Origin of the sequence: Siphonobacter curvatus (genome assembly GCF_002943425.1) — a bacterium.
Taxonomy (GTDB): domain Bacteria; phylum Bacteroidota; class Bacteroidia; order Cytophagales; family Spirosomataceae; genus Siphonobacter; species Siphonobacter curvatus.
Genome location: NZ_PTRA01000004.1, coordinates 324,844 through 337,851 on the forward strand (window position 1 = coordinate 324,844; position 13,008 = coordinate 337,851).

Sequence of the window (13,008 nt, forward strand, 5' to 3'; positions counted from 1 at the left end):
TGCTTCTGTTAAGTGGTTTACTAAAATCCCAGGCGGGCTCCGATGGACAACACGCGGTTAAAGTTGTAGGTATTGTCAACCGTTCCGTTGAACGATCCCGTTACGTTCATACCGCGACGAGTTGAGAACAGCGCCAGATTTTCTCCCGCGAAATACAGGCTGGCCGATTTGGCTCCGATACCTGATAACCAGCTCACGGGCAGTGTATAGCCCAGGGTAATGTTGTTGAGCTGCAGGAAAGACGCATCCGTCAGGAAGCGGGTGCTTTCGCCAGTCAGGTTCGCCACATCGCCGTTATCGAAACGAGGCACCTCAGTTATATCACCGGGTTTCTGCCAGCGTTTGAACGCATCTTTATGCAGAGCCGTACCGTACGTGCCGCCGTGCATCAACTGACGATACGCGTTATCATATACTTTGCCTCCCACCTGGAACGTCAGCACAAAACTCAGCGAAACGCCTTTGTAGGAGAGGTTATGATTCATGGAGCCGTAGAACTTGGGAATCGACGAAAAGCCGGTATAGCGATAATTCGCTTCTGAAATCACACGCGTTAGGGTATCCGCACCCACGATTTTTGCGTTAGTCGTCAGGGTATTGGTTTTGTACATCGCTAAACCCGTTTCCGAATCAATCCCGTGGAATTCCCGCATGTAGAAATCATAGATGGAATGACCGACACTGTAGGCTTTCGTACCCGTCTGAATCAAGGGCTGACTTTCGGGCATCTTGGTGATCTTGTTCTTGAAGGACGTTAGGTTGAGCGTTACGGCGTAGCGGAAATCCTGCGTCCGAACTACCTCGCCCGTCAGTTGAAGTTCCACCCCCCGGTTGTACAAACTACCGATGTTGCGGTTTACTTCAAACTCTCCACTGGTCGTACCGCCATTAGCCAGGGCCAGGGGTACGCTAAAGATTAGTCCGTCGGTAGCCCGGTTAAAAAACTCCACGCTACCTGATACCCGGTTCCGTAATACGCTGAAGTCTACCCCTACGTCGAAGTTCTTAGCCGTCTCCCAGGTCAACTGGTAGTTGGCAATAGAAGCCTGCGTGAAACCCGGCTCGGCGTTGTTGTTACGAGCTAATTCATACAAACCCTGGTAGGGATAATAGCCGAGATCGCCCAAGTCTTCGTTACCGACCACGCCGTACGAGGCCCGCAGTTTCAGCATACTCAACCAGTTGATATTTTTCAGGAAGTCCTCTTTTTCGATGTTGTAAGCCGCTCCCAACGACCAGAACGTAGCCCAGCGTACGTCTTTGTAAAACTTGGAGTTCCCATCCCGCCGGATCGACGCATTGAGTACATATTTCTTGTCGAAATCGTAACTGGCCCGGGCGAAGTAACTTTCAATCCCGTAGTTATCTTCCCGCGAGGAAACGTTGAGTACCGTGGCGAAGTTGGGTAGTTCCGTAATACCATCGACGATGATACCCGCCCGGGCTCCGACCATGTAGTTATATTTGTAGGTATAACTTTCGTGGCCGCCCAATACATTCAGGTTGTGCTTGCCGAAGGATTTATCGTACTCCAGCAACTGGTTGAACGTACTGCTCATGGTCCGGTACAGGTAGTGATACGAACGTCCCGCCGGCGCACCATCGCCAATAATGGGGTTATCGTAGGTACGACGGTGGCGATCCTGCAAATCAAAGCTGATGTTGGACGTAGCTTTTAAACTGGGTAAGATGTTGATCGTGGCATAGGCCCGGCCACCGATAATGCCCGTCTCTTCCTTCCGGTCATTCAGCTCATTTTCCCAAACGGCGTGACGGCCACTGGAGAAAGGACGACTGTCGCCCATATCGTATACTTTGTTGCCGTCTTTGTCCAGCACATAGGCTCCCGTGGCCGGATCATGTTTGTAAACCGGATAAATCGGCCCCATGAAACGAGTGATGTAGAAGGGATTAATGAAAGATGTTCCGCCCGTCCCAGCGTCGGTATTAGACCGGCTGTAACTTCCGTTCAGGTTAATACCCGTTTTAAACCATTTGGTTGGCTGCGTATTCATATTAACGCGAGCCGTAAAACGCTCAAAATCAGATTTCAGTAAATAGCCTTGTTCTTTCGTATACCCAACCGAGGCGAAGTAATCGGATTTATTCGCTCCTCCGTCGTAGGAGATGTTGTAATTCTGACGGCTCTGTCCACCCCGCTGAATGGCTTTGACCCAATTCAGATCTTCGGGATACAGCAACTGGGCATTGGGATTCAATACCCCATTCGCATCAACAATCTGATTATTCGCCACATTGAAGGGATTGTACTTCAACAGATCGTAGATGCCCGTATAGTTTCTTCCCAGATATTGAGTAGTCTGACCAGCAGCAATGCTTCCGGCTACTTCTTGTGGAATTCTCAGCGAACCGTATTGCAGGGTGTTCCGCTGTACTTCCCACATCAGGGGGTAGTATTCCTGAGCCGAAACCGTTTCGTATTCGGGCAAACCCCGGGAAATGGTACCGACGGATGCGTTGAAATTCAGATTATTGCGATTATTCTTTCCTTTCTTCGTTGTAATCAGAATGACCCCATTGGCTCCCCTTGATCCATAGATGGCCGTTGTAGAGGCATCTTTGAGCACGTTGATTGACTCAATATCGTCCGGATTAAGACTGCTGGTATTCATGTTGAAAGGCACGCCATCTACCACGTACAGGGCAGAGTTGGAGGCCGAAATCGAGCCGAATCCCCGAACGCGAATGGTAGGGGCCGAACCCGGTGCCCCGCCCGACTGGCTGGTCTGAACGCCCGGAGCCGCTCCCACGAGTGCGTTGAGGGCATTGGATACGGGCCGCTTGGCAATGTCGATGGCTTTAACCTGAGCGGACGATCCGACGTGCGTTTCCTTACTGACGGTACCGTAACCCACAACCATTACTTCATTGAGTACCTGCGATTCTTCCTGTAGGATGACATCAACCGTGGTTTTGTTGGTAATGTCGATTTCGGACTTGGTAAAACCGATGTTACTGAAGACCAGAATCGTCTGTCCTCTGGGGACACTTAACGTATAACGTCCTTCGGCATTGGTAACGGTTCCGGTAGTAGTGCCCTTCACGGCCACGCTGACTCCCGGTAGAGGTACCCCTTCCTGTGAAGAGGTAACAACCCCTTTTACAATAGTTTGTGCATAGAGAACGCCCCCTGTCAGAAATAGCAACAGAAAGCTGAGTAGAGATTTACTCATAGAACAAGTAAATTTATAGTGGTTAAGGAATCCGAAAGAGCCTTAAAACTAGGTTTACTTGCAGGTAAATAAAAATCTGCCAAATAAGTTATTAGAAAAATCTTATATTAAGTTTATATATTAAAATAATATTAAATTTTGTCTTTTTCCAAAAACCATGCATATCTTTAATATGAAATAGTTAATACATACTACCTATAGTTTGAGATAGCTATTAAGCAAAAATCCCGTCAACCAGCGTTGACGGGATTTTTACAAAGTGGAATCCACGCGTTAACTATGAACTTTATACGAAGCCATAAGCATTCGACTGTCCCCCATCAATGGCGATGGTTTGGCCATTCACATAGCCACAATCTTCGCTCAATAGGAAAACGACCAGCTTGGCTACGTCTTCGGGCTGACCCAGCCGTTTGGTGGGGTTAAACGATGCGTATTCGGCTTCGGCCTTTTTCGGATCTTCAGCATTAATTTGACGGAAGGCCTCAGCTACCATCGGCGTCAGAATAGCTCCCGGAGCAATGGCGTTGGTCAGGATACCAAACCGACCGTATTCGAGTGCGGCATTCTTGGTGATGCCACTAACGGCGTGTTTGGTAGCAACGTAAGGCGTTTGGTTCATCACACCCCGGATACCTCCGACGGAAGCCACGTTCACAATGCGTCCGTACTCCTGCTTTTGCATGACCGGAATGATGTAACGTAGCCCATAATACGCACCCATCAGGTTGATGTCGATCACCTTCTGGAATACGTTCAGATCGTAATCCGTCAGTGAAGCCTGACGCCCCTCAATACCTGCATTATTATAAAAACCGTCGATCCGACCGTATGCATTTACGGTTTCCTCAACATAATTTTTGACGGCCTCTTCGCTCGAAACGTCCGCTACGACGGTCAGCACTTTCGCTTCCGGATAGCTTTCTTTAATCTGCTGCTGGGCCTTTTCCAAGGCTTCAGCATTATAATCCACTAACGATAGGAAGGCTCCTTCTTTGGCCGCTTCCAGGGCAGTAGCCAGGCCTAGACCCATGCCTGCACCCGTTATGACGATTACTTTGTTTTCTAGCTTTTTCATATCATTATAGTAATTGTACTTACTAAATAACCCTCTTACCAGCAGAAAGGTTTAGATCTTTTGAAAATTATCTGTATCTACATATAATTTAACCTTACAAGTATACGGATCGTATGCTAGATTCCTTAACCTTGAGAACCAGAGAGGTCTAGCCAGAGCTGTCTCACTTTACTAACGTTTGAGGTCTTTCGTGAGGTTAGCAAATACGTAATCATGTTCCTGACGGATCCCGAGTTTTTCCAGGGGTTCCCAGTACCAGCGGGGCGTCAGTACGGACGTATAGGTGGTAATTCGGGTTAATTTACAGGCCTTACCCTCTACGGCGTCGAAGTAATAGATGGCTTCTTTGAAACCCAGCCATTTACGGCCAATGAGATTGTAATCAATAACGTCCATTTTCAGTACTTTGCCTCGCTCTAGTTCAGTGATTTTCTCAACGATCGTGCCTCCTCCAAAGTCGGCATTACTGAGTTTACCGCCCTTGAAATAACAGGTCCGTAGTCCCCCGACTGCTTCTTTTTCCAGGACACATTTCACGGGAATCGGTAAATCAAAATGCATCAAAAACGGCTTTTCGGCATCAAGCGTATCGACGGATTTGATGGCGTCGTACACCTGTTCGGGCGTGTAAGGGAAGACTTGCTCCGTCCGTACTTCAATAATGGCTTCTTGATCCGTCTTTAGAAAGTGTTCCGCAGGGGCGGCAATCAGGAACGGAATCAGGGGAAGCAACAGGACCGATACCCGATCGGTGCTTTTCATCCGATCATACCGCTTGACCAGATGCGATAGCACGTAGCCAAAGAAAATCAAGGGCACGATCAGAGGCAGGGTCATGACAATGCAAAGTAAGCCCGATAAACCGGGTGTGTACAGGGCTAGCAGCACGATCACGGTTGTGCCGATTGCCCCCCAGAGCAGGTACTTTTTGTTGGGCATGGCCCCGATAGCAATTCCTAAAACAACGGGTAACAGGATAAAGAGAACCCAGCTGTAATTAACCAGGCCCAGGAAGAGAAACGCAATACCCGTACTGAGAAAAAGAAGCGTAACCAGAATAGAAATGCGAAAACTGCGGTCCGCCAGAATAGCTTTCATGAATTAGGTAATGGTTGATGAACAAGGGATAGAGGACCCCTATAATGCAGATTGCCCGCAAATGTACCAGCCTTTCTCTCAGCACAAGGCTCTGTACCGTTATGAATCCATTAAGTTTTGAAACCGATACGCATCTTCAAATTCAACCTAAAACTTTTCTAGCCTACTTCGCTATTCGTCCTGAAAGGTCTGAGCAGTATCATGCAATTCTTAATTACGGATCATGGGGGAATAGACACGGGCGATTGGTAACACCCGATTCGAAAACACAGCCCTAAGCTCGACCCCTTATTCAACCATATCTTTCATTGTATTGCCTTTCGATACATTTCCACACACTTTTCATAGGGCTGACCCTGCGTGTGAATGCAATCACAATACTGCTGACAAGCCTCCGGATTAGCACTATCCGCACATTGTCGTACGCAATCAGTGATCGTATTATGAGGTTTGATGGTATATCCAAACCGGATGCTTACCATCACAAGTCCAATGCCCAGTACTACCCCTGCAAAAAACTTTACCGGAAAGCGGTTGAGCCGCTCCCCGGATTGAGGCAATTCCTGACGAAGACTCGCGGAATGAAAAGGCAACAGGTATTTAAGTTTATGATAATCCCAGCAAAGCAGGTATAGATTAGCTAGTACCATTAAAGGTGAAGAGAGGAGCGATCCATCAAAACATACGCCCAGGGAAAGTATACAGATATTCAGGATGATTGGAAAATAGATAACGGCCCCAAGCGTAGCCGTCTGAGGAATTAATAGCATAATAGCGGCCAGCATTTGCATCCCCCCCACAAAAGGATAATAAAAACCCGTATGGTGAAAAGCCTCCAAATAACGGCCCATCGGATGATTATTGGATAAAGTGGTGAAGCGTTCCCCCATGATTTTTACGAAGCCCGAAGGCAGAAATCCAGCAGCCAGTCCGATGCGATTGAAAACAGCAAAGTACTGTAGCCATCGGTTTCTACGAGCCTGATAATGCAAGTGATCGAGTTTAGAAGCGATACCCATGAAGTTGTAAAATAAGCTACTTCAAATATATTTCAAAGTTCTTTGTATTTCAAAGTATAAATGTAAATTATCTATCTGCTTCGCCTACCAAAGCCGTTTCGCCTTGGCTCGCAGAAAAAGTATTTTCATAAATAGTAAAAAAAAATTAGCTATTCGAGAAAAAGTGTTTACCTTTGTATCACAAAACACCGCGGGATGGAGCAGTTGGCAGCTCGTTGGGCTCATAACCCAAAGGTCACAGGTTCGAGTCCTGTTCCCGCTACTCTAAAAATTAGGCAGCCACATTTTTATGTGGCTGCCTTTTTCATTGTTCCCTTGCACTTTTTGGCCACATGTTTTAGCTTGGTTTCTTTGATACCTACAGAAGCGTTTGCTACTTCTAGTGCTTGCTCATGTTTTCACACCCATTAAAACGGGGTTAGACATTGTAAATGAGTCCCTGGCCCTTATCCAGCAATTGGATCATTGCCATATCCTCAGCAGACAATGCAAAGTCGAATACCGCAAAATTCTCATGTATCCTTTTCAGATTTGCTGATTTGGGGATGACCACAACTTCTCTTTGAATTAACCATCGCAGCACCACTTGGGCAACGCTCTTGTTATACTTTTTTGAAAACGCTTTTAGCAGCTCATTATTAAATAGATTGTTTTTACCCTGGGCAAAGGGTGCCCATGACTCCAACTGGATACCTTGAGATTTTAAAGCTTCCTGCATCTCTTTCTTTTGGGAAAATGGGTGGGTCTCTACCTGATTGACCGCTGGTATCACACTATGATGCTTCGCTAAATCCTGAATCTCGTTTAAATTGAAATTACTTACCCCTATCGCCCTTAACTTACCTTCTTTATATAAGTCTATCATTGCATCCCAGGAGGAATTTATATCTCCTTGGGGAAGATGAATCAAGTAAAGATCAATATAGTCAAGACCCATATTTTTTAGTGATGCTTCACAGGCGCGCTTTGCTTTTTCATAGCCCGGAACCGCTGGCAAAAATTTTGTGGTCACAAAAATTTCCTCCCGTTTGACATTGCTTTTTTTTATTGCCTTGCCCACAGATTGCTCATTATAGTAGGCTGCAGCGGTATCGATCAGTCGGTAACCAATAGTTAAAGCATTTAGTACACGCTGCTCACAGACTAAACCGTCTTTAAGCAAGTAAGTGCCAAAACCGAGAAGCGGCATTTGGACGCCGTTATTTAAGGTTAGGTTCATTACGTTAGATCGATCTCTTTTGTTATTAGTGAAGGTATGCCGAACCACGTTCCTTGGGGTTACGAATTATCCAGGTTTGTTGATAGTGCAGCTCCGCTGCCATCTAGGTAGCCGGCTCTATGCATAGCACTGGCTACCTAGATGGAAACTGCATCACTTGGATCGCACCAATGGCTATGCTTCCCTGTCTATCACCTGGTCCAAGCTTTCCGGATACCGCCCGCCCTTGGCTTCAATGCTATCTGCAGCCTCACTGATAGTGCTTAGCTCGAGTGGAGAAAGTTTCAAAACCCCTGCGCCTATATTTTCCTTCAAGCGTTCCGATTTTGTGGTACCCGGGATAGGAACGATCCATGGCTTTTGTGCAAGAATCCAGGCGAGCGCTACCTGTGCAGTGGAGGCGCCTTTCACTTTGGCAACCCGGTCGAGAATATCTACAAAGGCTTGATTGGCTTCCATATTTTCTTTCTGAAAGCGTGGGAAGTAACTCCTGCCATCCTCTTTTGCAAACTGCGTGTCGGCAGTCATTTTTCCAGTCAGAAATCCTCTACCGAGTGGGCTGAAGGGCACAAAACCGATCCCAAGTTCTTCCAGTACAGGAAAAACCTTTTCTTCGGGTTCGCGCCACCAAAGTGAATACTCGCTCTGCAGCGCCGTCACCGGTTGCACCGCGTGGGCTTTACGGATAGTTACGGCCCCGGCCTCTGACAGCCCGAAGTGCTTTACCTTACCTGTGGCAATGAGATCTTTCACCGTACCAGCAACCTCCTCAATGGGTACGGTCGGGTCCACACGGTGCTGGTAGAGCAGATCAATCGTATCGATGCGCAAGCGCCTGAGGGAGGCGTCTACCACTTTACGTATGGTCTCCGGGCGACTGTCGAGTGCAGCATTCGACCCATTCTTGAATCCAAATTTGGTGGCGATCACCACCTCTCCCTTAAACGGCTCCAGAGCCTCACCGACGATTTCTTCGTTGGTATAGGGGCCATAGACCTCCGCAGTATCAAAGAAAGTGATACCCTGTTCTACGGCATCGCGTAACACGCGAATGGCTTCCTTACGGTCAGGCTGGTTAGCGTACCCATGGCTTAATCCCATGCAGCCAAAACCGAGCTCGGACACTTCGAATCCCGAGGTTCCTAAGGTTCGTTTTTTCATTTTCTACATTATATGATTTATGCTGCAAAATTGTGCAGAATGGTCGTGCCGTTTTATATCCCGATTACGGGTTCTTATAGCACTATTACTGATTGCAATAGCAGCTCGGGAAATGGCTTGCAGGACGCTGTATTTTTGTAGCGTTAAAGAGTTCTAAATTTGTAGGTATGAAGGAGATTGTAAGAATTGGTAGCATCGCGCAATACAATAACATCCGCGGTGTCAAGACAGAACACCCTCTGGTTGCGGTAATTAACCTCGCAAAAGCGCAGCCCATGCCCGCCAAATCATTCAACTTTGGTTTGTATGCAGTAAGTCTGAAAGAAGGGGATAATGGCCAATTACGCTATGGCAGAAGCCACTATGATTACCAGGCAGGCAGTATGATATTTGTTGCACCCGGACAGGTGATAGCGGTCGAGCCCGCCGTTGAGCCAGGTACGGGCAAAGGCTGGATCTTGCTCTTTCATCCCGACCTGATAAATGGCACTCCGTTGGGTAAACATATTCAGAATTATTCTTTCTTTTCTTATGATGTACATGAAGCGCTTCACCTCTCCGATAAAGAGCAGGCGATTGTAACGGATTGCTTCGCAAAAATTGAATATGAACTCGATCAGAATCTAGACAAACACAGCAAAGTACTGATTGCATCCAACATCGAGTTACTGCTCAATTATTGTACCCGCTTTTATGACCGCCAGTTCATGATCCGGGAAAATGCAAACAGGGGAGTCCTGGAACGGTTTGAAAGATTATTGAAAGATTATTTTTCATCTGATCAGCCGCAGCTTGTGGGCTTTCCTTCGGTAGCTTATTGCGCCAGGGCCCTACATTTATCCTCCAATTATTTTGGCGATTTGATCAAGAAAGAAACCAGTAGGTCAGCTCAGGAATACATTCAATCAAAAGTGTTAGATATAGCCAAAGAGAGGCTACTGGACGTGGATAAATCAGTGAGCGAAATAGCCTACGAATTAGGCTTTAAATACCCGCAAAATTTCACTCGCTTATTCAAACAAAAAACAGGCACTACCCCAAATGACTACCGGATGTTGAATTGAACGAACTTGCTTCCTTTAGCGATTTTGCCATAAACTGCGTTATCGACTTTCACGCGGATGATATGGTTACCAGGCAGATGCATCCATTCAGGATTATGGAAGCGAAAAGAGGCGAGCGGTTATGAAGGTATAATATGGAACAGTAGCCTTAGCCCTGAAATTGCGAATTTTTCTGGGCAACAACAGCAAGTTCGGCCATAGCCGGCATGTGGATTAATAGTCTAGTCCCGAGAACTATCAATGAACAACCGTTTACAACTCGCTGAAATAGAAATGAGATCATAGAAGCTGGGGCGTACTTAAGAGCGTATCAGTACAGCCCCCTATGGAATGTGCTTCTCCTTTTAGTTAGAGCGTGTAGAAGAGGGAGCAAAAGGCCTGGTGAGTGGAAGCCTTAGATGAGAAATCAGCTAACAAAAGAGGAAAGCGGAGCCCATTTTGGTGCATGTGTATACGTTGGTATGCGTATGAAAAAAATTTCCTTTTTCATCTCTCTGGGCGGTAAGGTGAAGTTTTGATACCTATGTCTAGGAACTGCTTTGAGCATCAGAAAGATATTACATGGCTTCCTTCAATTGGACCTGTATCGACTAAAATTGTCGCGAAACTGTCGTAATATGTCGTAATGAGAAGCAAGCAAATCACCATCCCCGATGAACGGAACATCATTGTCAGCCGTCAATACCGTGAAGACGTCCGATCCGGTAGAGCTATTTGAGAATCGAGATCTTTTCTTTAAATCACTTGACCGGGGGCTCAGTGTCATTTCAATATTTTGATCCCTGGCCACCAGCCCACTCCCTTTTTACCCTATGTTAAATGAGGGCTTCGCGCTGTATACTACCTTTACCGGATGGAAGCGCTCATAAATTTTATCCTGCAATTTGGTGATTTGAACAAACAGCAGATCGAGTTCTTGCTAAGCAAGGTTGAAATGCTCGAATTCAAAAAAGAGGATTACCTGTCCGAAGCCGGAAAGGTGCCCCGATACGTGGCGTTCGTCTTGGAAGGGGTATTCCGCTTTTGCTATTATAATAACAAGGGAGAAGAAATCACTAATTATTTTGTGGACGAAGGCAACTTTGTCGTCGATAACCAGAAGTTCGAATCGCAGATCGTAGCGTCGGAATATGTACAGGCCGTTACTGACTGTAAAGTACTAGTTTTCAATAAAAAGGCCTGGGACGAGATATCCAACACCATTGTGGGCTGGGAAATGATGAAGGCCAACATGGTAAAAAAGTGCTTGACCCTGGCCATGGAGCGGCGCAGTCCCCTGGTTTCTGAGGACGCTACCACGCGTTATCTTTCGTTCATTGAGGCGTTCCCCAACCTGGTTAATCGCATCCCACTTTCGCACGTGGCCTCGTACCTGGGTATCACCCAGCAATCGTTGAGCCGTATACGCCGTAATATCCGCTAACGGTGCTTTTTACCATATGATAAAAATTTTCTTGTTGCCGTTTTCAACCTTTGCTTATTCATTTAAAACGAAGAAAGATGAGCAAGAAGATTGTATTGATAACGGGAACAAATAGTGGTTTTGGCTGGCTTACTGCTCACAGCGTGGCCGCTTTAGGGCACCAGGTATACGCCACCATGCGCGATACCCAGGGACGTAACGCCGATAAAGCCCAGGCTCTTGCGGCCATTGCAAACGTAACGGTTTTGGACGTTACCCTCACCGACGAGCAGAGCGTGAAGCAGGCCGTTGAAACCATTTTGGCCAAAGAAGGCGCTATTGATGTCCTGGTCAACAACGCCGGTTACGGCATGACCGGTGTGGCCGAGAGCTTTACCACCGCCGATGTGCACACCACTTTTGATATCAATGTTTATGCCCCATGGCGACTGATCAAACAGGTGCTGCCCGCCATGCGAAAACAGGCCGATGGACTAATCATTAACGTGACCAGCGGCTTTGGCCGGGTATCCTTCCCGTTCGCTACCATTTATGCCGCCTCCAAATTTGCACTGGAAGGGATCAGCGAAGGCCTTCATTACGAGGTCAAGCGTCTAGGCATTGACGTGTCCATCGTGGAGCCGGGCGCTTTTCCTACCGAAATGCAACAAAAGAATAACCCCGCATCGGATCAGGGTGTCTTTGAGGGATACGGCGCTATTGCAGAAATACCTAATAAAATGATAGCTGCTTTGGGAGGAGAGATGCAGGCCAAAAACCCTAACCCGCAAGACGTGGCCGACGCCATTGTAAGACTCATCGAAACACCCAAAGGCACCCGGCCCTTACGCACCGTGGTTGACCCGATCACCGGCCCCTACATCAACGCCGCCAACCAGGCCGTAGCCGAACAATTTGCCAAAGGATTGACGGTATTCGGGATGGGTGAGTTATTGTAAGCGGAATGGATCTAACTGGAACGGCAGTAGCGTGGGCTACTGCCGTTCTTTTTGTTACTAGTTGGGCGCTTTATCTAAAGATTTAACTTTTCAATAAACGCATTGATAAGGCATCTTGAATTATTCGCAGCAACCTGGTGTTTTAGCGTATTGAGATAGGTCGATGCGATTGGCTCCAAAATAGGAGTTGCATGGAGGCAAGATAAAAGCTCAAGGATATTAGTTACCCCCCCGCATTATCCTATTTTCTTGGCTTAACATTAAGCAAGGAATTAACTACACCTGTTCTAATAATACTGAGCTCTTTCTGCCCCTAAATCCCTCATGCACAGAGCTCTGATTAAACGTATCTTGAAAGTTAAGGTAATGCCAATCTGGCATTGCCGAAAAGCTCCCCAAAGCATAACCCTAGTCCCTTCATGCGATAATGTGAGTTATAAAAAGATTTTCTATAACTCACTTTTGCTTTAATACTGAGTTATAGAACCAAGCATTATACCTCATGCAATGAATTTGGGAACAGCCTAATGGGCCAAAATTCATATTTGATGCTATGAAATTTAATCAATTCGAGCGAGTTCTTTATCGAAATGCTTTAATACCAGTATAGAGCTGGAATTGCCCATCAAGGAATCGGTTGAAATTTATAACAACAAAAGGCCTCACCTAAGCCTAAATAGGTTGACTCCTAATGATGTGCATAAAAAGCCTTCGAGAATATCTCTAAGGCTATAAATCTTATCTAACTAATTGTCATCTTATTTTAGGATGATACAAAGAACTAACTTTATGGTTGCCATACGCCCTTATCCTT

Annotated in this window: 10 protein-coding genes and 1 tRNA gene; 5 read left to right on the forward strand and 6 right to left on the reverse strand. The window is 46.5% G+C overall.

Annotated features, from left to right (window positions below; all coding sequences use genetic code 11):
• Positions 1-20: 20 nt before the first annotated feature.
• From C5O19_RS19905 to C5O19_RS19920, 4 genes are all read right to left on the reverse strand, one after another.
• Complete coding sequence (locus C5O19_RS19905; protein ID WP_104715132.1) at positions 21-3,194, reverse strand: SusC/RagA family TonB-linked outer membrane protein; 3,174 nt, start codon at positions 3,192-3,194, stop codon at positions 21-23.
• A 286-nt stretch (positions 3,195-3,480) separates the two neighbouring features.
• On the reverse strand, positions 3,481-4,272 hold the full coding sequence (locus C5O19_RS19910; RefSeq protein WP_104715133.1) for a glucose 1-dehydrogenase: 792 nt from the start codon (positions 4,270-4,272) through the stop codon (positions 3,481-3,483).
• A gap of 171 nt (positions 4,273-4,443) precedes the next feature.
• On the reverse strand, positions 4,444-5,370 hold the full coding sequence (locus C5O19_RS19915; RefSeq protein WP_104715134.1) for an SRPBCC family protein: 927 nt from the start codon (positions 5,368-5,370) through the stop codon (positions 4,444-4,446).
• Between the two features lie 305 nt (positions 5,371-5,675).
• Positions 5,676-6,389: a hypothetical protein gene (locus tag C5O19_RS19920; protein WP_104715135.1), complete on the reverse strand. Its 714-nt coding sequence runs from the start codon at positions 6,387-6,389 to the stop codon at positions 5,676-5,678.
• 189 nt (positions 6,390-6,578) lie between these two features.
• Between C5O19_RS19920 and C5O19_RS19925 the strand changes: the two genes are divergently transcribed.
• Positions 6,579-6,651, forward strand: a tRNA-Met gene (locus tag C5O19_RS19925).
• A gap of 156 nt (positions 6,652-6,807) precedes the next feature.
• Here C5O19_RS19925 and C5O19_RS19930 read toward each other — a convergent pair.
• Entirely contained in the window at positions 6,808-7,608 is an 801-nt protein-coding gene (locus tag C5O19_RS19930) for an aldo/keto reductase (protein WP_104715136.1), read from the reverse strand.
• A gap of 174 nt (positions 7,609-7,782) precedes the next feature.
• Positions 7,783-8,769, reverse strand: coding sequence for an aldo/keto reductase (locus C5O19_RS19935; RefSeq protein WP_104715137.1), 987 nt, complete (start codon positions 8,767-8,769; stop codon positions 7,783-7,785).
• 167 nt (positions 8,770-8,936) lie between these two features.
• Between C5O19_RS19935 and C5O19_RS19940 the strand changes: the two genes are divergently transcribed.
• The 4 genes from C5O19_RS19940 to C5O19_RS26555 all read left to right on the forward strand — a co-directional run bounded on the left by C5O19_RS19940 (position 8,937) and on the right by C5O19_RS26555 (position 12,929).
• Positions 8,937-9,833, forward strand: coding sequence for a helix-turn-helix domain-containing protein (locus tag C5O19_RS19940; protein WP_104715138.1), 897 nt, complete (start codon positions 8,937-8,939; stop codon positions 9,831-9,833).
• An 853-nt stretch (positions 9,834-10,686) separates the two neighbouring features.
• Positions 10,687-11,256, forward strand: a complete 570-nt coding sequence (locus C5O19_RS19945; RefSeq protein WP_104715139.1) for a Crp/Fnr family transcriptional regulator — start codon at positions 10,687-10,689, stop codon at positions 11,254-11,256.
• Positions 11,257-11,333: 77 nt separating this feature from the next.
• Positions 11,334-12,194 carry an SDR family oxidoreductase gene (locus tag C5O19_RS19950; RefSeq protein ID WP_104715140.1) on the forward strand — a complete coding sequence of 287 codons (861 nt, stop codon included), beginning with the start codon at positions 11,334-11,336 and terminating at the stop codon, positions 12,192-12,194.
• A gap of 567 nt (positions 12,195-12,761) precedes the next feature.
• The gene (locus tag C5O19_RS26555) at positions 12,762-12,929 is read left to right on the forward strand and encodes an integrase core domain-containing protein (RefSeq protein ID WP_108724068.1); all 168 of its coding nucleotides are present in this window, start codon (positions 12,762-12,764) and stop codon (positions 12,927-12,929) included.
• The last annotated feature ends 79 nt before the right edge of the window (positions 12,930-13,008 follow it).

Coding starts and splice junctions, on each gene's coding strand:
- C5O19_RS19915 (WP_104715134.1), bottom strand. CDS start 5,370: ATGAAAGCTATTCTGGCGGACCGCAGTTTTCGCATTTCTATTCTGGTT.
- C5O19_RS19950 (WP_104715140.1), top strand. CDS start 11,334: ATGAGCAAGAAGATTGTATTGATAACGGGAACAAATAGTGGTTTTGGC.
- C5O19_RS19945 (WP_104715139.1), top strand. CDS start 10,687: ATGGAAGCGCTCATAAATTTTATCCTGCAATTTGGTGATTTGAACAAA.
- C5O19_RS19905 (WP_104715132.1), bottom strand. CDS start 3,194: ATGAGTAAATCTCTACTCAGCTTTCTGTTGCTATTTCTGACAGGGGGC.
- C5O19_RS19920 (WP_104715135.1), bottom strand. CDS start 6,389: ATGGGTATCGCTTCTAAACTCGATCACTTGCATTATCAGGCTCGTAGA.
- C5O19_RS19940 (WP_104715138.1), top strand. CDS start 8,937: ATGAAGGAGATTGTAAGAATTGGTAGCATCGCGCAATACAATAACATC.
- C5O19_RS19930 (WP_104715136.1), bottom strand. CDS start 7,608: ATGAACCTAACCTTAAATAACGGCGTCCAAATGCCGCTTCTCGGTTTT.
- C5O19_RS19935 (WP_104715137.1), bottom strand. CDS start 8,769: ATGAAAAAACGAACCTTAGGAACCTCGGGATTCGAAGTGTCCGAGCTC.
- C5O19_RS19910 (WP_104715133.1), bottom strand. CDS start 4,272: ATGAAAAAGCTAGAAAACAAAGTAATCGTCATAACGGGTGCAGGCATG.